Genomic DNA, 19,024 nt, shown 5'->3' with positions numbered 1-19,024 from the left:
TTCGAAATTATTATTTTTAACTACAGCTGTTCTATTCACGGCCAATTCCTCCATACACAGCCTGTGCAATTTGTTGACCTAGTGCTCGCGGTTTCCCCTCACTCAATTGAATGCTGTTAGTCGCTACTCCACTCAAAGATTCACCACCAACAAGATTTGAAGCTAAGCCACCTCGGTTGAATAACTGAGTTAACTCATTCGTCATACTCGCTTGCAACAAATCATTTTGACCAGGTGCAACATCTATACCGTCCAAAACCAAGCACTCAATATGTAAATTAATATCCATCACGCCTGCCTCGCATCTAACCAATGAAAATTCGATTCTTTAACTGGGCGTTCGAGTTTTTTATATTCGACACGCGCCGCATTCAAAATTAGGGGCATGGTGATTTTAGAATTTTCTTGCGCGGCTAAAAATGCTGCGTTCATAGCGACGTTATGAATATTACCGCCAGTAAGATCTAATTTGGCTAAGCGCTTGTAATCAAAGTTTTCGTCCAATGGTGCATGAGCTGGAAACACTTTTTCCCAAATTTCCTGCCGTTGTAAATGGTCAGGAATTCGAAAATCTACAATAAAACGTAAGCGTCTTACAAAAGCCTTGTCTATGGCGCTTTTCATATTGGTCGCTAAAATTGCTAAGCCTTTGTAAGACTCTAGTCTTTGCAATAAATAGTTAATTTCAATATTGGCATAACGATCATGACTATCTTTGACTTCGCTACGTTTTCCAAAAAGTGCATCTGCCTCATCGAAAAATAAAATTGCACCGCTATCTTCTGCACCGTCAAATAACTTACTTAAGTTTTTTTCTGTCTCTCCTATGTATTTACTGACTACAGTAGACAAATCAATTCTATAAAGATCGAGCCCCAATGAATTAGCCATAACCTCAGCAGCCATGGTTTTACCGGTGCCACTTGCTCCAGTGAATAAAGCATTTATACCTAGTCCTCTGTTCATCCGGTCGCGAAAACCCCACTGTTCATAAACACGATTTCTCTGCGCAACTTGATTAGTAATTTGCTGTAATAAGGCCTTTTGTTCAGGTGGTAAAACTAATTGCTCCCAATTAGTTTTGACGTCTATTCGTTTTGCCAACTGCTCCATTCCAACTCTTGCTGTTAACCGGCAGGCTTGCCAAATTTGGCCGTCCAAGCTCGGGGGCTGTGAGGAATTGGTTTCATCAGCGTTTTTGTTAGCCGGTTTGTTAATTACTGAGTGAGCTATCCGGTTTATCTCGCTTTGGTTAAACGAAAACTGTTCAACAAGATGCTGGGGGTATTGCAAAGCATGGCCTGGCAAAGCATGTGCCCAGATTTTCTGTTGTTCTGAAGGGGTTGGTTTATTAACTTCGACACTTAAGCGGTTACGCACTATTTCGGTTTTAGTATCATTTAGATCAACAAATACCACACCATCACAACGCTCTATAAAACGCTTAAATTGGGATTTATCCTCATTTTCATTTCCTTGTATATCAACATACAAAGCTAGCGGCATTAATAATGACTCACGCTGCCATAGCCGAGTGAAAATTTCAAAATCACCCGCTTGCTTTGGAATTGCATTACTACTCATAAATTGCAAATTCAAACCAAATTCAGATGCCACAGCGTCTGCAAGCAATTGTTTGCTGGCTGAATCATGGCCCAACAGCTCAACAACGGGAGTTTTATCGATTCCGTTTGCATACTTTAAGCGTTCAATTATTTCATTTACCACTTGTTGTTGTGATAAGGGTAATGCATCGGCTTTGGTCGACAGTACTCTGGGATCCAGCAAGGGCGTAAGCCGATCATCTAAATAATTAATACCCTTCAAATAATTAACAATACGTTCATCTACATTCAACGATGCACTAGTGAGGGCAACACTACCCGGTTGATTAATTTCTAATAAACGCCAATAACGTAAAGGCGCATGAGGAGATAAAGCATTCCAGTCAGGATCGTCAAACAGGGCAAATGCCAGTGCGAATGTCGGGTAGGTTTTACTGGGATTCTGCTGAGCATTAGCACAAAGAGCTCCTATGCTGGTGTCTAGCTCCATGGCTGCACAAAGCGCCAGCACATGGCTATCAAATTTTGACAAGCCTAAATGCTTAGCTAATAAAACCAATGCGGGCGAAAGCTCATCAGTTTCGTATTTATTAATCTCTTGTCTTGCATGTTCAATTTGTTGGTCCAAGGGTGTCGTACTTGGCGGAGTTAGCAGCTTTGTATCATCTGATTTTTTACGGTTAAACCAACCGGATGCTGGTTCTGATAACTCTTGAGGTTTTACTACCTCAACCGTTGATGAAGAAGCTAATTTTTCTAGGCACAACCGAAGCCATGCGACGATCGCATGCAGATGTTTATCATTGTTTTCTAGCCAACTGTCTTGATCAATCATGTCACCGTCACCTTATGATTGTCGTCAAACTCTGGTGTGTCTCCAGAGAAATCAATGGGTATACTGTCGGCTCCATCTACTCTTAAACGTAATACATAGGGCGTCGCTTTACTCAGAGCGTTAGCTACTGTGAACGTTATGGTTGTTCTAGCGGTGGGATCAGGCGGTGTATTAATAACATCAGACAAAATAATTTGGTCACCAAATAGTAAGCTGACTTTCTGACCATCGCGTATTTGAGGCAAGCACTCAATAGTGAAAACGATGTTCCCGGCCGGGGCACTTATAGGATCAATCGACTCTATGCGAGGCGACAGAGGCATAAATACTGAATTGCTTACTACTGTGGGAACAGCTGTAATTTGTGTCACTAATGATACGGTATAAAAACCAGCTGGCCATTTGGACCCAAGTTCAACATCGTCTGTGAAAGTTGGGATTTGAAATGCCATTTCAGTTTCACTTAACGGAGGTTCGGGTTGAATATCAATAGAACTGTTCAGCAGAGGATGTTGTAAACGTACTATGGTATTTATATCGCTTAATTGTTCACCGAGTAGGCTAATCAGATCACCTAATTCAGCACTGGGTTTTTGATTTACAAAACGCAAACCAGTAAGTGATGACGTAGGTGCAGCAAGTATACTTGCCCCCCTATCTTCTTCCCCCCGTTTAAGAACGGGTAGAGGAGTCTTACTGGCACGCTCACTTTCGATTAGCACCACGGATATTTCGTATCCTGTAGACAAACGATATTCAGCGGATTGAAAACTTGTCCAAAGTTTAGACATATCATCTAAATTCAAACCGTCTGGTGTGATGCGTACTTTTTCAATTTGATTTTGCAAATCGGAGTCTGGAGTTATCCCTTCAATATCAGTTCTCCCTAGCAGTGGGTGATCATGCAACAGGCTCATCGCTTGCCCTAAAATCTGTTGACCCGATATATCATCATCTCCTGCCCCATAAGACGTTATTAAATATTTTAAAATCAAGGGCATCGGAGGAAAAGCACTTTCTCCTCCTCTAACTTCGCCCGGCATAGGCGAATTCCTAAATGTCGGGTTGTAATGAATACCGTATAGAAAAATATTAATCTGATCACTTGTATTATCAACTCGTGCGACGCTTGGGCTTTGGGTTGTCACCACGACACCAGGGGTAACATTGGATAACAAATGATGTAAAGTTGCAGTCACTGTGGCTAAAGCAGTTGGCGTGCTCATGCTCGCCCCTCTTTATCCCTAGATTTCAAATAATCATTCAAGCTCATAACACCACTTGGCTTTTTAAGCGCCTGATTCTGCGATTTAGCCCCTTGCAACCCAGAGTCATGCACGGCACGAACCTCTACACGGCCTATCGTTACATTCACTACAGGTTTTGTAGATCCAATTTTTGCGTTGAGGTGTTGCCAGCGCTTATTGATATCTGATTGCATGTCAGCTAACCAGTTTGGAATATTTAATAGTCCTTCCGGGTTTGTTTTTAGTGGCGTGGACACACTATGTTCGTCCCGTGTACTTTTATTGCTATTTGAATCTAACGACGACTCATCAATTTTATCTTTGGAAGGATTGTCAAAGTGTTCCGAATGAGCTGGATTTGAATTTTCTGAGCTTGTCGATAACATTGCTTTTTTATCAAAATAAAATTCTTCATCAACACTCTTATGCTTTATTTCCGAAGATCTCAGGCGATGCAGAATAGACTGAATACGCAAATCCAATTCATTGGCAACTAATGCGCCATTATTATGGCCGTCGTCATCAGTTCCAAATTCTTCCAGTTTAAAACCAGGCTTCGGACTTTCTCTATTAGTCCGATCAGGTATCGTCAACTCCTTCAACAACCCTCTGTTGGGCGGAAACACTGTTAAGTTTTCTATTTTCGCAGAAATATCCATCTCATTGATTCGCTCTCTCCGAGACGTTTTTTTATGGTAGGTGGTGTCTAGTACACTTGACTGTGTTGGTAAATTCGGGCGCTGGTTAGACGATGGAAGCGTAAGTTTCGAATTACGCGATAATTTCTCGCCAACCCCCGTATTCACAAGCAAAGAGGATTGTTGATCTGATAAGGGCTCATTAGGCACTTCAGACTCTGCTTCATAGCGGGCTTTTGGACGAGGCTCAACTATTGGTTTGGCACAACTGTTTGAGCCCTGTTCCTTGTGTCGTCCGATTAGATCAGCAAAAAAGTTACTCATGGCCTCAACATCCCTAAATAGAGTTGTCTGCGCACTGGGCTCAGCATAAGAATTTCCTGCTCAGTCCATCCATATGCACTTGCAAGAACATGTATCACTTGCATCGTGCTCTGTGCCCAATCGTTTAATTCAGTCCACAAGAAACGACTTATATCAAACAACACATCCCATCTATGCGCGCAGGCTGGGCAAGTCAAATTAATAGCAATCTCAGCTTGCGGATCCAAAAGTTCGACACGTTTTGACAGTGCTACGACCACTTTTTTCGGCAATTTAGCATGGGACACTTCTTTTCCTTTGTTAGAAAACTCCAGAACACAACGTTTCAACAAGTCAGTTTGTGCTTTTTCCATGTCATCAGCGTTTATAACCGCTGCTATATCAAGGCTATTTGGCAAGCGAAACCGCATTTTATAAGTGTCAACTTCAAGCTCGAAGTCAGAATCATTTAGTTCTTCTTCTTCAATCAAAATATCGTTAACGTTATTTTGCCACTCGATACGCTCAAAACACTCAGGGCAAACGCATGTACTGACCAACGTAGAACCAAATAGTTGTTTACGAAGCTGAAGTAAATGCTGGTCGCGCTGCCCAATACTCCATTTTGCGATATCATTTGGGTCGAGTTCCGGATGAGTCGTCATCAACAAGAGCAAAGCTTTATTTAACAGGGATTCGTTCAATCCCTGTTCCCAAACAGCTAACATATCGATTGCAGTGAATTGTCGCATGGTTATAACCAGAGTTTCGTTTACTGAGGCTCTGTAAACTCAGGCTCTGAGGGCTCGCTTACTTCGTAATCCCGTTCCCAACCTTCGTTCTCTAATTTCAAGGTTTGAATAGCGACAGCATTTGCACTTGCATCTAATTCTGGTAAGGCTTGATATTCTGAAACCCAGCAGCGAAAAACCTTATACGCAACTGCTAACTGACCAGCTTCGTTATACATTTCAATAATAATATCTTTGCGAAAATCTTTAAGTGACACTTCAGCGCCTAAACCCGAACCGAAATTCCAAATCTTATTCGCCCATTTTTCAAACTCTGGATCGTGGGTTACGCCTCGCTCTAAAGTTATCGCTTCAAATTTGGACTGACCAGGTGATTTACGCGTACTGCTAGGGTCGCCGCCTTCACGATGTTCAACCATTTCTGTGGTACGTTTGAGGGCACCAACTTTGCTAACACCTGCTACAAACTTGCCGTCCCATTTAACCCGAAACTTAAAGTTTTTATACGGATCGAATCGTTGTGGATTTACACTGAATTGCATGGCTTACTCCTTTAAATTTCTAGTTCGCCAGCAATTTGCTGGAGTTTAACAATGACAAATTCTGCTGGTTTCAATGGGGCAAACCCAATAACAATATTGACAATGCCACGGTCGATATCGTTTTGTGTCGTCGTTTCCTTGTCACATTTAACGAAATAGGCTTCGCGTGGTGTGGTTCCTTGGAATGCACCTTGGCGAAACAGGTTATGCATAAATGCCCCAACGTTAAGTCTGATTTGAGACCAAAGCGGTTCATCGTTTGGCTCGAAGACGACCCATTGAGTGCCTCTGAATAAAGTTTCTTCGATGAATAAAGCTAATCGACGTACAGGAATATATTTGTATTCATCTGCAAGAATGTCTGCTCCTCTTAAGGTTCTGGAGCCCCAAACAATTTTCCCAATTACAGGGAAATTTCGTAAACAATTAATCCCAATGGGATTTAGTTCGCCGTTTTCTGCATCGTTAAGATTTACACTTAAACCAGCAGCACCTCTTATGGTCGCTTCAATACCCGCTGGCGCTTTCCAGACTCCACGTTGCACATCAGTACGAGCCATGACACCAGCAACGGTTCCACATGCTGGAAATTCTTCAATTTGGTTTTCACGTAATGGATTAGCTTGCTTTAAACGTGGGAAAAATAAAGCAGCATTTTTACTTCTAGAACCCACGTAAGCACCAACGCCAGCTTTGGCAGCATCTTTATCAGTCCATGTACTTGCTGAGTCAACAATTAATAATGCTCTTTCTTGTTCGCATAAAGTCGTTGCTGATGCTAACAATCCTGCTGGATAATCAGCAGCGCCTTCGCTCGGTAAACACAGCAAATTAAATAGATCCGCTTGTTTTAGTATATACAAGCCCTGTTTTGCATCCGAAAATCCTGCGGCCGTATAAGAACCAATAACAAGCGGTGCACTATCAACTGCTTCAGTAGTAGCGAAATAATTCGTTACCGGGTCATTGATTGCAAAAGCGTCATCTCCTGGCGAAGGATCAGCACTCGCAGCCGGGCGAGCCGCTGGTAAAGCACCTTGTACTCTGAGTAATTTCGATTGGTTAAGCAAAACCATATCGATTTGTCGAGGACCTGGAATAACTGAAATATTCAAAAACTGTTCGGTTTCTCCAGTTCCTGTATCACGAATAGAAATATGAAAAAGATCTTCAACAGTTAAACCTTGTTGGGCAGCTACATCTGCAGATGCGGAATCAGCTTGCTCTATTCTCACTCTTAGCTTATTACCCCAAGCACCTTCACTTGCCGCTTCAAGTTGTAAAGTATCAACTGTTATCACTGCTAGCGCCGCACCATCTGGATTCGTTTCATACAAACGACCAATGATTGCTTGGCTACCACCGTTTAGATAAAAATCTCTAACCGCAAAACTCATGGCACTATTTAAATCTAGGCCGCCAAAAATTCGTTCGTAATCAGCATAACTATTTATGGTTTTTGCTTTATTGACTGGTCCACGTTTAGCCCGCCCAATGAAAGCCGTAATTGATGTTGCAACTCCTGTAATGGTCCGAACACCACTGGAAACCTCTTCGATATAGACTCCAGGATAAGTAAGTGAAACTGGCATTTTGTTCTCCCATTGACTAGAAATGTAGAGTTAAATTTAATGTGCTTAACATGTTTATCAAATTAAGGTAAATCAGACACTCTGATAAGAAAGTGATTGGATCAACGACTCTCTTCTTCCTCAAAATCAGTTAGATTTAAAATGCTATCCAGAATGTCAGAGAACAATCACACATCACTAAAATTTAGTTGATACTAAAGGAAGTTTTTAAATCAAACGGAGGGGATCAAATGAAGGAGTACCACGTGAAAGTATGCCCGATGTAGCGCAGAACAATATGCTGGTCGCCCCCACCACCCAATTCGTCAAATTCGACCAAGCTATTCTATACTGAGGTACTGTGCGGGATGCAGTTTGGGGCGTTGTTGATCAATTCATTGCTAGCCATTGTTACAGTGTGTTTTCTATTCGTTCTGGCAGACTTTCAAAACGGATTTAGGAAATCGTTCACAGGGGTGCTTTTAACTTAAGGCCGTTAGCTCGGGGAATGAAGAATATTCCAAGCGAGTGATGAGTGAGTGTGCGATTTGCTTTAGGCACTATACTTGCCTCGATTATTTCGCTGTGTGTTTGTCACAGGGCAGCGCCAGTTATTTGCAGATGGCCGTTTACTGTTTTACGGTGAACTGAGTGGGTTTAGCACACCTGTCCGCTTCGATATCTGGTGCGCTGAGCAACAAGACCGAGAGCGGGTCGAGTATGCCAAACGTACCTTTGCTGGCCCAGACGCGGTATAGGCGTACTTAACCAGATATACGCATCGCGTGGCGATTGCGCGAGACCAACGAAAAATACGATACCTTTATCTACAAGAACTATAGACTCAAAGGACGCACTCAGCACAAAACCATGCAGTTAGAAACGAGCGAGTTTATCCCCCGGTTTATGTTGCATGCACTGCCATGCAGGTTTCATCACATACGTCATTACGGGTTGCTTGACAGCAAAACCAAACTGGCGCTAACGAGACGGTTACTGGATGTCCCCGCGCCTGACGTCACACCAACAGTGGAACCTGTCGTTGACGAAACCGCCCCAACAACGCTTTACTTGCCATCAACTTTCTATCGATATATCTACTGTATAAACAGAAACCTTCCCAACGGGCTTGTTCAACAACAGGATTAAGTCGCTAAAAAAAGCACGCGACGTCGGGTAAGAGAACGACGTTACCGCCGTTCCCTCCCCTAAGAACCGTGCATGCGACTTTCACCGCACACGGCTCAAGCCTTACAAAGGCCCGTTTGACCGGACCCGGTGACTCGACACAGTGGTGCATTCGGCGACCCCAGCCCAGACATCGACAGCAATTCTGCCCATGCTCGCTTACACACCCGGCGAGACTGCGCTCGTTGAATGAAGTAGGCGGTGTAGGCCGGGTCGTACGGCGTCGCCTTGGCTTGAATTTTCACATGCCGGACGATGGGTACACTGGCGGCTTTGAACAGATCGAGTGTAATAACCGCACCCTTCTTGTCCCGGATCGACGCAAAGAACACCCATTGGCGCAAACCGTCGACGCGGAAATAGCGGTGCTTCTTCCAGTATGCCGATTTGCGGGGGTGCCGTCGCTTGATCCAAGCCATCAGTGCCTGGAACACCTGCGTGTCCACATAGTTAAAGGTTGCTTTGGACACCACGTGGCGGTAATAGTAGGCCCAGCCCCTGAGCTTGCTGTTCAGTTGCCGGATCAACTGCTCCGTAGTGGCGGCCTTGTTGGTTTTGATCAGGGCCCGGATGTCCGCCAGCAGGCGCTTGACCGAAGCCTTAGCGGGCTTTATCAAGAGCTTGCCATTATACTCGCGTACATTGAATCCGAGAAAATCAAAACCATCGTCTATGTGCGTGATGTGAGTCTTTTCTTCCGAAAGCTCCAGACCACGCATCCCGAGAAAGGCTATTACGGCCGGTTTCACCCGTTGTTCCAGAACCTCTTTCGAGGCACCTGTGATAACAAAGTCATCAGCGTACTTGATGACATTGATTTTCTGGTTTCGGGCCGCGTGTTGGGCGACGACTTCCAGTCCATCCAGTGCCATGTTCGCCAACACGGGGGATGCGATGCCGCCTTGCGGTGTCCCTGCCTCTGTCGGATAGACGTTGCCTTCTTCCATGTAACCCACTGCCAGCCATAGGCCGAGGATGCGTTTATCCATGGGGATATGCTCCTGTAGCCATGGATGGCTTATCCGATCAAAGCAGGCTTTGATATCCCCTTCGAGGATCCATTGCGCAGCGTTCTTGCGGCTGAGCACATGGAAACATTGCGCTATGGCATCTGCTGCCGAGCGCCTGGGACGGAACCCATAAGCATTCGGATCCGCCAGTGTTTCCGCGACGGGCTCGAGCGCTTGCAGGTGTAGGGCCTGCATGGCCCTGCAACCCATACTGGGAATACCGAGCGGACGGCGTTTGCCATTCTTCTTGGGTATATAAATGCGCCGCAGCGGTAGAGGTTGATAGCCTGGCCTTTGCTTCTTCCGACCTCCCAAACCCGCATCGCTATAGGCAGGCTTTGCAGTCTGCTGTCCCCGTTGGGGAGCGATACGGGGTTTCCACGTTCCACATAATGAAGTACGCCGGGTTAGGTGCCTGCTGTCGACCGGGAAGTCTGTGGGTCACGAGTGCGCAGGATAGTAACGCCACTCCCACTTCCTGTACCATTTTGGTTCAAGCGTAGTAGCCACTTCCGCTTGTTTAAACTAACGATCTTTACAACACGTTCAGATATCTTCACCATACCGGCTATCTAGTCCTCATCCGGCTTGTGGCTGCCAGAAGGGCGCATCTCTCACGTTCTGCACCCCGCACCTTGCGGTGCTTCGTTACATTGTCCGGGCCGCTGCTTTATTCAGGCCCGTAGATTCACCCAGTGACATGGGTGGTTCCGTCCAAGCCTGGCGGAACAACTTCATTATGCAACTTCGTGTCGCACCTATCCTTGTTTATTAGCTATTGTGTGAACCACCTGACAATATTACTGATTGTTTTTTGAATTCCTCCCATTGGCTCAACAATAAAAGAATCAAACTCTAATTTTAGCGGCTTAGTGTTTTTCGTTAATGCATCATGCAAAAAAAATAAATTTTGAACGCTCATGTCAAGCGACGCTTCATTCGGTTGATAGGTCGCGCCGATGGGATAATATTGCCCCGGCTCATTTTTCATTTCAATGTGTGCCCCTAGAATAGCGGATATTTCGTTCTGGTTTGCAAATGATACCAACCTGCCGACACTACTTCGATAAGCGTCCCAATCTTTAACGTAGATATAGCCAGGATACAAAGTGTCACCGGTTAATAACCATTTAGTCTTATGGTCGTAAATAGTTATGGCTTCCTCCTGGTGTCCGGGTGTAGGAATAATAGTCACTAATCTGTCGCCCAAATCAACCTTCGCTACTCCCTGCGGCCAATCTGTAAATTTTAAATAGTGCTGAATACCTTTCGCAGTTGGCGGGATCAAAGTAACGTCTGGTTGACCATTAAAGTCAACGTCACCACTATAATGATCGCTGTGACCGTGGGAATGCAGCACTAACATATCTTTACTAGCTAGTTGACTTTCGCCAATCATATCTTTTATATGTTGATACATTGAAAAGCCAGCTAAGCCTTCTAATGCTCCTGTATCTAGAACTAAGATCTTCTGCGTACCAATCAGAACGTAAATAAATGGCGCTTCAAACGTTAAACACTTATTCTGCCTAATAATGTAACTCTGAGTATCATGTTTATAAATATCCAAAGCAGGATCACCATTTGTTTCACAATGAGTCGAGCCATGATTCCATTTTGTTTTTGATACCACTGTCTCGTGACGAATATTCGTAGTTTTAAGATATGCATTTGCATCAACTTTATTTGCTGCAATACTGCACCCACATAAAAATAAAACAGCCAATGTCATTAGATTTTTCATGTATTTTTCTCTGATAGCATCGAGGGAGAGCCCCCCATTAATACCTGTCAACATAGTTTACTCTCTTGCTAACTCGTAGCGTCTGAATCTGTAAATACTCTAGCATCTTATTGAAATTACTCCAGTTGTAACTGCGACGAGCACGGCGACAGTTAAGCCATTTGGATAAGCTATGTAACACATGATTATACAGCTTGCTCACACTGCGGTGTTGTCGGGTAGTCAGCTTTGATGTAACAGTAAAATTCGCTGAAGCTGCTTTTTGGTGGCTGTTTTTGAACCCATATTACTAAACCACCGCGCTATATTCCGTCATACAATCAATTTTCGTCTACTAATAATGGCTCAATTAATTTGCCACAACTGGTGCGTGGTGAAGGGTTAGTCAAAACGGGCAGGACAAATTGACGGCAAATATTACCGGCAGTGTAAGGGCAACTAGTGAAGCACCGTATTAGTGCTCGCTGCACAACGATGAATATACATTTGTGGTTGGAAACCCTCTAAAAATTCATAAGCAATTGTAAAACAACGATAAAAATATTGGCACTGTTTGTGCTTTGTTAAGTTGTCTGCACATTAAGTGCGTCACATAATAATAACTAAAACGATAAAAAATACTATCCAGATTGCAATGTTGCAATCTGGATAGTAAGGCAACGTAGCCCGTACTGACTTTCGTGTCCTGAGGTCAGTATGGGCTTTTTTTTGTCTGAAATTTGTTATTAGCCACAATAAGCAGGAGTAAAACCAGTGAACACAATGAGACTTACACAGTTAATAGCAATGGTTAAACGCACCCGTACCGGCGTCCTATTTGCCGCTTATTTTATTAGCGCAGTAAGCGGAGTGAATGTTTTTGCTGAGTCGGCAGAAACAATCGGTTGGCCTGAAAAGGAAGAACTTAAATTTGGCTTTATTAAGCTGACCGACATGGCACCTTTAGCTGTTGCCTATGAGAAAGGATTTTTTGAAGCAGAAGGTTTGTATGTCACGCTTGAAGCGCAGGCAAACTGGAAAGTTTTGCTGGACAGGGTAATTGACGGGCAATTGGATGGGGCGCACATGCTGGCCGGTCAACCTTTAGGTGCAACGATTGGATATGGTACTAAGGCCGACATCATTACCGCCTTTAGTATGGATTTAAATGGTAACGCCATCACGGTTTCCAATGACGTGTGGAAACAAATGAAGCTCCATGTGCCCCATGAAAATGGCAAACCTGTGCATCCTATCAAGGCAGATGCCTTAAAGCCGGTGGTGGATAGCTACAAGCAAGCGGGCAAACCCTTCAAAATGGGTATGGTGTTTCCTGTTTCTACTCACAATTACGAATTACGTTACTGGCTAGCTGCAGGGGGCATACACCCCGGCTATTATGCACCACATAACGGTGACACCAGTGGCCAGTTGAGTGCGGATGCCTTGTTGTCAGTCACTCCTCCACCACAAATGCCCTCCACCATGGAAGCGGGCACCATTGATGGTTACTGCGTAGGTGAACCCTGGAATCAACAAGCAGTATTTAAAGGTATAGGTGTGCCTGTGGTGACCGATTATGAAATCTGGAAAAACAATCCAGAAAAAGTATTTGGCGTCAGTAAGGGATGGGCGGGTAAATATCCAAATACGCATATTCGCGTAGTCAAAGCTATGATCCGTGCCGCCATGTGGTTGGATGAAAACAATAATGCCAATCGTCAGGAAGCGGTGAAAATATTGTCAAAAAGCCAATATGTTGGAGCAGACGCAGAAGTGATTGCCAACAGCATGACAGGCACCTTTGAATATGAAAAAGGCGACAAACGCGCTGTACCTGATTTTAATGTATTTTTCCGTCACAACGCTACTTATCCCTTTTACAGCGACGCTATCTGGTATTTAACCCAGATGCGCCGCTGGGGACAAATATCCGATATGAAGTCTGATGATTGGTATAAAAACATAGCCAAACAAGTTTATCGCCCAGACATTTACGCCCAGGCCGCAAAAGCATTGATTGGTGAAGGTAAGGCCGATGCCAAAGATTTTCCTGAGTTTGCCACAGAGTCGGGTTTTAAAGCACCGCAAAAACACTTTATTGATGACATTGTGTATGACGGAACCTTACCTAATGCCTATCTTGAAAAATTCAAAATTGGTTTAAAAGGTGACACAAAAATATAGCTTATTTTGCCGGGATCATTCCGGCAAATATTTAAGGGAGCAGCAATATGCTAAAAAATGCGACTTTGTCATTTGGTTTAAGTTCGGTGAAACACAGCTTTAATTACGACATGTTAAAAGCGTTGAGTGGCGCAATTATGTTGCCATTACTTGGCTTTATGATCTTTCTGGCCTTGTGGAATGTGATGGCTAAAAACATCGACACGTCGCTGGGACAATTTCCCGGACCTGCTCAGGTATGGGAGCAGGTCGGCGTATTAGTGGATGAGCATATAACACAGCAAGCCAAAGCCGAGGCATTTTATGTGCGTCAGGATAAACGTAATCAGGTACGTGTAACGCAAGACCCAAGTTATCAGCCGACAATACGTGCGTTTACTGGTGCCCCTACCTTTTTGCAGCAAATATGGACGAGTCTATACACCGTTGCCGTGGGCTTCTTAGTCGCTTCACTCATTGCTATTCCTGTGGGGATCCTGTGCGGTTTAAGCAAACCAGCTTATGCAGCGATGAATCCACTGATACAGCTGTTCAAGCCCGTTTCACCACTGGCATGGTTACCCCTGGTGACGATGGTCGTTAGCGCGGCCTATGTGAGTGATGATCCGATGTTTTCTAAATCTTTTATCACCTCTGCCTTTACCGTATCACTGTGTTGTATTTGGCCAACATTGATCAACACCGCTGTTGGGGTATCGAGTATTGAAAAAGATTTGATCAATGTCAGTAAAGTGTTGCGCCTAAGCCCCATGACACATGTGGTTAAGATTGTTCTACCCTCGTCCATTCCGATGATTTTTACCGGTTTGCGTTTGTCTTTAGGCATTGGCTGGATGGTGTTAATTGCCGCTGAGATGTTGGCGCAAAACCCGGGACTGGGTAAGTTTGTCTGGGACGAATTTCAAAACGGTAGCTCTGAATCATTAGCCAGAATTATGGTGGCTGTGTTGACCATAGGCATTATTGGTTTTGTATTAGATCAGTTGATGTTGCTGCTGCAACGCAAAGTAAGCTGGGACAAAAATGCCGTATTGCGTTAGGCCAAATTGGAGAATATGACAATGACCACTAAACATCACTTAGAACTGACTCAGGTTGGGATCGATTTCCCTACACCTAAAGGGCCGTTTACTGCACTGACGGATGTAAATTTGCGTATTAATAAAGGCGAGTTTATTTCTTTAATCGGTCATTCAGGATGCGGAAAGTCAACCGTACTCAATATTGTCGCCGGCTTATGTCAGGCCACGACGGGCGGCGTTATTCTGGATAATATGGAAGTGGATGAACCGGGGCCGGAACGGGCCGTGGTATTTCAGAATCACTCATTACTACCCTGGTTGTCGGTATACAAGAACGTGGAATTGGCGGTTAAACAAACCCGTCAGGGCCGCAATAAAAAAGCAATACGTCAATGGGTGGAACACAATCTTGAACTGGTTCATATGAGCCATGCGATTGACAAGTTACCTGCGGAACTTTCAGGTGGCATGAAACAAAGAGTAGGTATAGCCAGAGCTTTATCTATGGAGCCCAAAGTATTGTTGATGGATGAGCCCTTTGGCGCGCTGGACGCGCTCACACGTGCTCATTTGCAAGACTCTCTGATGGAGATCCATGCACAACTTGGTAACACAGTGATCATGATCACCCATGATGTGGACGAAGCTGTGTTGCTATCGGATCGTATAGTGATGATGACCAACGGACCGTCGGCCACCATAGGCGACATTTTAGCAGTGGAATTAGAGCGGCCAAGAAATCGTATTGCTCTGGCCGACAACCCCCAATATAACCACTACCGTCACGAAGTATTAAGCTTTTTGTATGAAAAACAACGCAAGGTCGAATCAGTAGTTCAGCATCGTATTCAGGCAGGACTAAAAGCAACAGTAAAAAATGACAAGGTGATCCCAAATAGAACCAACAGTAATGCAGCCTAGCTGCCCAGTATTTTAGAACAGTTACACCCAAAATCACCGGAATTGCATGGCGGTAGCAAATGAACATGCAGTTTCAGGGATGAATAGTAAAAAATCAAAATTTTAAAATCAGTGCATTTGTACTGTGGGATCTTATTGTCAATTTAACTAGGAAAAACCATGAACACACATAACCTAACACCACTTGGCCTTGCTGTGATGGCAAGTTTTACCGCGTTTAACAGCCAAACAGTATTGGCCGATAGTGTCACTGACGCGCTGACCTCTGGCACCGCCAGTGTTGATTTTCGACTGCGCTATGAAAGTGTTGAACAAGATAACAGCGCTAAAGACGCCAGTGCCTTAACTTTGCGTACTTTATTGGGTTATACAACCGGCAGTGTTAACGGATTTTCTGCCATGCTTGAGATGGAAGATAATCGTATTGTATTAGGAGAGGGCGACTATACCGTTGGACCCAGCGGTTATAATCCTGGTATTTATTCGGTGATTGCCGATCCAGAGCATACTGAGTTGGATCAGGGTTTTGTGCAATACCAATCTGACAAGCTTAAAGTCAAAGTGGGCCGTCAGGTGATCACCTATGACGGACACCGATTTATTGGTGACGTAGGCTGGCGCCAAGACAAGCAGACATTTGATGGTGTGACCGCAAAGTTTACCCCGACTAAAGATCTAACCCTGAATTACGGTTATATCAGTCAGCGCAACCGTATCTTTGCCCAAGACGCCGATCTGGATGCCAAAGATCACTTGCTCAATGCATCCTACAAATCCCCAGTAGGCACATTAGTAGCCTACGGGTATTTATTGGAAGTAGATAACCATACCGACAATTCATTGGATACCTATGGAGTGAGTTTTAGCGGTAATACCATGGCGGGTGATACTAAAATTTTGTATGGCGCAGAATATGCCAGTCAAAGCAGCGAAACTGCCAGTACAGACTATGATGCTGACTACCTAATGCTTGAAGCCGGGGCTGTATTAAATGGTATTACCGCGAAACTGGGCTATGAGGTGTTGGGCTCAGACGAAGGTGCCTATGGTTTTTCTACGCCGCTTGCGACCTTACATAAATTCAATGGTTGGTCTGATCAGTTTTTGGCTACGCCAGATCAGGGGTTAGTCGATGTTTCAGTAACATTAGCGGGCAAGCTTGCAGGGGGCGGCTGGATGGCCGTTTACCATGACTTCGAAGCCGATGAAGCCAGCACCGCAGTGGATGATTTGGGCAGTGAAATCGATCTGCAGTACACCTATAAATACGGCAAAAACTACAGCGCGGGACTTAAATATGCAGCTTACTCAGGCGAAAGTGCCCGGGTAGATGCTGACAAACTGTGGCTATGGGTTGGAGCAACGTTTTAAGTATATTTTTTGAGGGAAAGATGCTCATGGATGAGCTTCAAAAAAACAATGTAATGCAACCACTTCGCCAACATTTTTTTATAGATCATCCTAGGTTATTTTGACGTGGGGGAGTCATACCAACGCCCAAATAACGGGTTTAAAATTGTCAGATAAAATCGCGTAGCGATAACACACGGTTATAAGTAGAAACCTTCCACACCGGGCTCTCCGGCCGGGGCCCCCTACCGGGCTTGTCCAACAATAAGCTTAAGTCGCGGCTGCGCGCGACCTGTCCTTATTTATTATGCCTTTGCATCCCCGTTTAAAAAACGATGTTCATCTTAATTCACTTCTTAATCTGAAAACTCAACGGATTTTTATTTCTGAAGACATATCGCCTGGCGTTAAAATTATTTCCCTATTGGCGGTAAAGGCGTCAAACTAGTTCGGTACCTTAACTACATACCCTAGGTTCAATTCTGGTAACACCTTGATTGTACGTTAGTAATGGAAGACTTCAATTTATGGATCTAATCCGCTGTATTACCCTGCCTCTGCTCGTTTTACTGAGCTGCAACCTGCAAGCTGCCTCCGTTTGGAAAGTCACCTCCAATGAGCACAGCTTGTATATAGGTGGCACTATCCATATATTGGCCCCTAAAGATTACCCATTACCCGAACAATACGATCAGGCCTTTGCCCTGGCTTCGACCATAGTGTTTGAAACCGATATGACGGCCATTAATTCTCCGAAATTTCAACAACAAATGATGGCCTCCATGTCTTATGAAGACGGCAAGCGCTTAAGTGACGCTCTGTCCCCTAAAATATACGCGGCCCTGGAAACCCATTTAAGCCAGCGTGGCATGGCCATCCAACAATTGGCTCGCCTAAAACCGAGTTTAGTTGCCATAACGTTGAGCATGATGGAATTGCGCGCACTGGGTTTTACCAGTATTGGTGTTGACCAGTTTTACGCCAACTTGGCCACTGAAAAAGGAAAAAAGCAGGGCTGGTTAGAGACCCCTGGGCAACAATTGGCATTTTTGGCTAATCTGGGCTTAGGGGATGAAGACGCTCTGATAGAATATTCCTTGCGGGATATTAAAAAAATGCCGCAAATGATTGCTGAGCTACGCTCCAGTTGGCGTGAGGGGGATATCGAAAAAATGGCAGAAGTGAGTATTGTGCCCTTTAAAGCAGATTATCCGCAGATTTATCAAGACTTGCTGGTTGAGCGCAATAACAACTGGCTGCCACAAATTCAGCGCATGCTGACCGATGCCCCTATCGAATTCATCTTGGTGGGCAGTCTACATTTGGCCGGTCCCGATAGTGTATTGGTGAAACTGGTGGCCAATGGTTACACAGTCGAAAAAATCTGATGACTAAATCCACTGCTCAGCTCACTCATTCTCAAGCCATGCGTTATGCCAGGCAGGTATTACTGCCGGGCGTTGACCTGGATGGACAGGAATCTCTGCTGGCGGCCAAGGTTTTAATTATAGGATTGGGCGGGTTGGGGTGTGCGGCGGCGCAATATCTGGTCGCGGCCGGTATAGGTAGTGTTACGCTGGTGGACGATGACAAGGTAGATATTAGCAATTTGCAACGCCAGGTTTTGTATAACGAGCACAGTATTGGCCAGCCAAAAGTTGAATCAGCCAAAACCAGTCTGTCAACGGTCAATAGCCAGTGTATTATTCACACTATCGATAAACGGTTAACTGACCATGCCATGGCCGTGCAAATAAGCCAACATGATGTGGTGCTCGATTGCACGGACAACCTGGCCACCAGAAAGCAAATAAACGCCTTGTGTTTCGCTGCCCATATCCCTTTGATTAGCGGAGCGGCCATACGTTTTGAAGGCCAGTTGAGCACCTTTTTGATGGACGGCCATGGCCCCTGTTATTTGTGTTTGAGCCAGTCCTTTGGAGAGCAACAACTGAGTTGCGTGGAGGCTGGGGTGATGGGTCCTGTGGTGGGTGTTATTGGCAATATGCAAGCTTTGGAAGCCATCAAGCTGTTAACTGGTGCAGGCCTATTACTGACCGGTAAGTTACTCTTATTTGACGCCAGCAGCATGCAATTTCAAACCTTCAACATAGCTCAGCAGCCCAAATGTGAGGTATGTGGCCAAGGGGTTAGGTGATCGAGGGTAAAA

General features: G+C 44.7%; 15 protein-coding genes and 1 pseudogene. 7 read left to right on the top strand and 9 right to left on the bottom strand.

Going from position 1 to position 19,024, the window contains the following annotated elements; genetic code table 11:
* Positions 1–31: 31 nt before the first annotated feature.
* From AC3RV5_RS10245 to AC3RV5_RS10215, 7 genes are read right to left on the bottom strand one after another with little or no spacing between them, the layout of a single operon-like run.
* Positions 32–289 carry a hypothetical protein gene (locus tag AC3RV5_RS10245; protein WP_489731822.1) on the bottom strand — a complete coding sequence of 86 codons (258 nt, stop codon included), beginning with the start codon at positions 287–289 and terminating at the stop codon, positions 32–34.
* Positions 289–2,400, bottom strand: a complete 2,112-nt coding sequence (locus tag AC3RV5_RS10240) for an ATP-binding protein (protein ID WP_489731821.1) — start codon at positions 2,398–2,400, stop codon at positions 289–291. The genes AC3RV5_RS10245 and AC3RV5_RS10240 overlap by 1 nt, the downstream gene beginning before the upstream one ends.
* Entirely contained in the window at positions 2,397–3,626 is a 1,230-nt protein-coding gene (locus AC3RV5_RS10235; protein ID WP_489731820.1) for a Pvc16 family protein, read from the bottom strand. The genes AC3RV5_RS10240 and AC3RV5_RS10235 overlap by 4 nt, the downstream gene beginning before the upstream one ends.
* Positions 3,623–4,609 (bottom strand): hypothetical protein, encoded by a 987-nt coding sequence (locus AC3RV5_RS10230; RefSeq protein ID WP_489731819.1) that lies wholly within the window; start codon positions 4,607–4,609, stop codon positions 3,623–3,625. The genes AC3RV5_RS10235 and AC3RV5_RS10230 overlap by 4 nt, the downstream gene beginning before the upstream one ends.
* The gene (locus tag AC3RV5_RS10225; protein WP_489731818.1) at positions 4,606–5,340 is read right to left on the bottom strand and encodes a T4 family baseplate hub assembly chaperone; all 735 of its coding nucleotides are present in this window, start codon (positions 5,338–5,340) and stop codon (positions 4,606–4,608) included. The genes AC3RV5_RS10230 and AC3RV5_RS10225 overlap by 4 nt, the downstream gene beginning before the upstream one ends.
* Before the next feature lie 20 nt (positions 5,341–5,360).
* The gene (locus AC3RV5_RS10220; RefSeq protein WP_489731817.1) at positions 5,361–5,882 is read right to left on the bottom strand and encodes a phage tail protein; all 522 of its coding nucleotides are present in this window, start codon (positions 5,880–5,882) and stop codon (positions 5,361–5,363) included.
* Between the two features lie 11 nt (positions 5,883–5,893).
* Positions 5,894–7,474, bottom strand: coding sequence for a phage tail sheath family protein (locus AC3RV5_RS10215; RefSeq protein WP_489731816.1), 1,581 nt, complete (start codon positions 7,472–7,474; stop codon positions 5,894–5,896).
* A 545-nt stretch (positions 7,475–8,019) separates the two neighbouring features.
* Here AC3RV5_RS10215 and AC3RV5_RS10210 point away from each other — a divergent pair.
* Positions 8,020–8,512: pseudogene (locus AC3RV5_RS10210) on the top strand (transposase); the annotation flags it as partial.
* Between the two features lie 185 nt (positions 8,513–8,697).
* Here AC3RV5_RS10210 and ltrA read toward each other — a convergent pair.
* Positions 8,698–9,966, bottom strand: coding sequence for a group II intron reverse transcriptase/maturase (gene ltrA / locus AC3RV5_RS10205; protein ID WP_489731815.1), 1,269 nt, complete (start codon positions 9,964–9,966; stop codon positions 8,698–8,700).
* A 460-nt stretch (positions 9,967–10,426) separates the two neighbouring features.
* The gene (locus AC3RV5_RS10200; protein WP_489731814.1) at positions 10,427–11,449 is read right to left on the bottom strand and encodes an MBL fold metallo-hydrolase; all 1,023 of its coding nucleotides are present in this window, start codon (positions 11,447–11,449) and stop codon (positions 10,427–10,429) included.
* Between the two features lie 708 nt (positions 11,450–12,157).
* Between AC3RV5_RS10200 and AC3RV5_RS10195 the strand changes: the two genes are divergently transcribed.
* The 6 genes from AC3RV5_RS10195 to moeB all read left to right on the top strand — a co-directional run bounded on the left by AC3RV5_RS10195 (position 12,158) and on the right by moeB (position 19,012).
* Positions 12,158–13,561: a CmpA/NrtA family ABC transporter substrate-binding protein gene (locus AC3RV5_RS10195; RefSeq protein WP_489732132.1), complete on the top strand. Its 1,404-nt coding sequence runs from the start codon at positions 12,158–12,160 to the stop codon at positions 13,559–13,561.
* A gap of 47 nt (positions 13,562–13,608) precedes the next feature.
* Positions 13,609–14,601, top strand: a complete 993-nt coding sequence (locus AC3RV5_RS10190; RefSeq protein WP_489731813.1) for an ABC transporter permease — start codon at positions 13,609–13,611, stop codon at positions 14,599–14,601.
* 21 nt (positions 14,602–14,622) lie between these two features.
* Positions 14,623–15,504, top strand: a complete 882-nt coding sequence (locus tag AC3RV5_RS10185; RefSeq protein WP_489731812.1) for an ABC transporter ATP-binding protein — start codon at positions 14,623–14,625, stop codon at positions 15,502–15,504.
* 159 nt (positions 15,505–15,663) lie between these two features.
* Positions 15,664–16,875: an alginate export family protein gene (locus AC3RV5_RS10180; protein ID WP_489731811.1), complete on the top strand. Its 1,212-nt coding sequence runs from the start codon at positions 15,664–15,666 to the stop codon at positions 16,873–16,875.
* Between the two features lie 506 nt (positions 16,876–17,381).
* Entirely contained in the window at positions 17,382–18,242 is an 861-nt protein-coding gene (locus AC3RV5_RS10175) for a TraB/GumN family protein (RefSeq protein ID WP_489731810.1), read from the top strand.
* Positions 18,242–19,012, top strand: coding sequence for a molybdopterin-synthase adenylyltransferase MoeB (gene moeB, locus AC3RV5_RS10170; RefSeq protein WP_489731809.1), 771 nt, complete (start codon positions 18,242–18,244; stop codon positions 19,010–19,012). The genes AC3RV5_RS10175 and moeB overlap by 1 nt, the downstream gene beginning before the upstream one ends.
* The last annotated feature ends 12 nt before the right edge of the window (positions 19,013–19,024 follow it).

It is taken from the genome of Paraglaciecola sp. IT1134, assembly GCF_058068185.1.
This window is presented reverse-complemented; position numbering and strand designations above follow the sequence as displayed.

Bases quoted from the DNA above. Each gene is read 5' to 3' on its own strand.
- AC3RV5_RS10245 (WP_489731822.1), bottom strand. From the start codon at position 289: ATGGATATTAATTTACATATTGAGTGCTTGGTTTTGGACGGTATAGAT.
- AC3RV5_RS10240 (WP_489731821.1), bottom strand. From the start codon at position 2,400: ATGATTGATCAAGACAGTTGGCTAGAAAACAATGATAAACATCTGCAT.
- AC3RV5_RS10235 (WP_489731820.1), bottom strand. From the start codon at position 3,626: ATGAGCACGCCAACTGCTTTAGCCACAGTGACTGCAACTTTACATCAT.
- AC3RV5_RS10230 (WP_489731819.1), bottom strand. From the start codon at position 4,609: ATGAGTAACTTTTTTGCTGATCTAATCGGACGACACAAGGAACAGGGC.
- AC3RV5_RS10225 (WP_489731818.1), bottom strand. From the start codon at position 5,340: ATGCGACAATTCACTGCAATCGATATGTTAGCTGTTTGGGAACAGGGA.
- AC3RV5_RS10220 (WP_489731817.1), bottom strand. From the start codon at position 5,882: ATGCAATTCAGTGTAAATCCACAACGATTCGATCCGTATAAAAACTTT.
- AC3RV5_RS10215 (WP_489731816.1), bottom strand. From the start codon at position 7,474: ATGCCAGTTTCACTTACTTATCCTGGAGTCTATATCGAAGAGGTTTCC.
- AC3RV5_RS10200 (WP_489731814.1), bottom strand. From the start codon at position 11,449: ATGTTGACAGGTATTAATGGGGGGCTCTCCCTCGATGCTATCAGAGAA.
- AC3RV5_RS10195 (WP_489732132.1), top strand. From the start codon at position 12,158: ATGAGACTTACACAGTTAATAGCAATGGTTAAACGCACCCGTACCGGC.
- AC3RV5_RS10190 (WP_489731813.1), top strand. From the start codon at position 13,609: ATGCTAAAAAATGCGACTTTGTCATTTGGTTTAAGTTCGGTGAAACAC.
- AC3RV5_RS10185 (WP_489731812.1), top strand. From the start codon at position 14,623: ATGACCACTAAACATCACTTAGAACTGACTCAGGTTGGGATCGATTTC.
- AC3RV5_RS10180 (WP_489731811.1), top strand. From the start codon at position 15,664: ATGAACACACATAACCTAACACCACTTGGCCTTGCTGTGATGGCAAGT.
- AC3RV5_RS10175 (WP_489731810.1), top strand. From the start codon at position 17,382: ATGGATCTAATCCGCTGTATTACCCTGCCTCTGCTCGTTTTACTGAGC.
- moeB (WP_489731809.1), top strand. From the start codon at position 18,242: ATGACTAAATCCACTGCTCAGCTCACTCATTCTCAAGCCATGCGTTAT.